Genomic DNA, 1,654 nt, shown 5'->3' with positions numbered 1-1,654 from the left:
ATCCGGGCAAGCTCTTCGGTCTCAGCGCCGGGATTGCCGGCCAACTCGCTGCCTTCGCGCGCCAGATCGGCCCGCTCCGTATCGGATTGCGAACTGACCGACACATACTCGCCCGCCGCCATCGACATGGCACCCGCGACCAACCCCGCAACACCCGCTACCAATACGCCGTGCGCGTTGCCGCCGGCGGAGGCCACACCCAGCACCAGGCTCGATGTCGATATGATGCCATCGTTCGCTCCCAGGACAGCTGCCCGCAGCCAGCCGATCCGCGCGATCAAGTGAGTTTCCCGATGAGTTTGCCGCATGGTGATCTCCGTTATTGTTTCAACCCACGAACAATGGTCGCCATAGGCCTGTGCGGCTGGGCGGAACAGAAAACCGGCATAAGGCGGTGCAAAATACCCAGTTGTGCGAAAATCCTAACTTCTGCAAACTCCCGGCAGATAAGGCATTTCAACGGCTCAGGCTTCGCAAAACTCCCATGCGAAAGCACCAATTTTTGCAATATCTGTTGTCAGTGGCCGCCATAATATAATATTCCAAAAAAAACATTTATGTTGGAGGTATAGTTGCGCAAAGCCTTGTCATTCAGCAACAATCTTCCTTATGCCGGTTTTCTGTTCCGTTCAGCCGCACAGGCCAAAAGCTACTTTCGTGTCCGCTAATCCACCTGATCAAACGTGATAACTAGCTGTGCCCGGCGATGCGGTCGGTCAGGGCGAGGAGCAGGCCGGTGATGACGAAGGCAAGCATCAGGCCACCCTGGTAAATCACCACGCGGTCCGGTTCGTCGCGAACTTCGAGGAAGACTCGCAGGACATGGACTGCTGCGATAGCGGTGATTGAGCCCATGAGTTTCAGTTTCAGACCGCCGAAATCGATGTTGCCCATCCAGTCGGGTCTTCGGTCACCGGCGGCAAGGACGATGCGGGCGACGAAATTCTCGTAGCCGGTAAGGATGACCAGGACCACAAGGTTGGCGGTAAGCGACAGGTCAATCAGCGAAAGCGTTGTCATGATGACTTTGGTTTCGCTCATCGTCGGCAGTTCAGGCACGGCATGGATCAGTTCGAGCACGAAGCGGACGACGAGGAGGCCAAGCAGGACCAGCATGGCGAGGTAGAGCGGAGCCAACAGCCAGCGACCACCGAACAGTAGGGCCTCGATGATTCGGACGAGCAAATTGGGTTTTGGCTCGGTCATTGGATTATGTTCGGGCATCGGTTGACTCCGGGCGGGAAGCATCAAACACCTGTTGGGGAGCCAACACGAAAGTATCGTTTATGAACGCTTGCCCGGAATCCGAGGATCTGCCGGACGAGTTGGAAAGTCCCCGACAATCTTGCGGACAAATGCTCCGGTCTCGTTCATGTCTGGCGTTCGTAAATGTTACTTTCGCGTCTGGACACTTCGGACATCCTCGGCCGAGACCGCGCGTGACGGATCAGATTTCAGGGCGTCGTAGGCCGGAGCAACCTGATCCCTCAACCAGGATTCCACCACGCGATCCCGAGCCAGCAATGTCCGCAGCCCGTCGCGGATCACCTCGCTCTCGCTCGCGTACTCACCGGCCTCGACCTTGGCGCGGATCAGCTGCGCCATGTCCTTGGGCAGCGTAATGCTCAATTGCTGTGTCGAACGCATCAGCTTG

3 protein-coding genes are annotated in these 1,654 nt (G+C 57.3%); all 3 read right to left on the bottom strand.

Going from position 1 to position 1,654, the window contains the following annotated elements:
* A partial coding sequence (locus tag ACP5E6_RS17220; protein WP_427956259.1) for a VIT1/CCC1 transporter family protein occupies positions 1-308 on the bottom strand: 308 nt, incomplete at its 3' end.
* Positions 309-690: 382 nt separating this feature from the next.
* Positions 691-1,224, bottom strand: coding sequence for a TIGR00645 family protein (locus ACP5E6_RS17215; RefSeq protein WP_427956256.1), 534 nt, complete (start codon positions 1,222-1,224; stop codon positions 691-693).
* A gap of 168 nt (positions 1,225-1,392) precedes the next feature.
* Positions 1,393-1,654: ribbon-helix-helix domain-containing protein (locus ACP5E6_RS17210; protein ID WP_427956254.1), on the bottom strand; the 262-nt coding region annotated here is incomplete at its 5' end.

Source organism: Acidiphilium sp. (assembly GCF_049977125.1).
GTDB lineage: Bacteria > Pseudomonadota > Alphaproteobacteria > Acetobacterales > Acetobacteraceae > Acidiphilium.
This window is presented reverse-complemented; position numbering and strand designations above follow the sequence as displayed.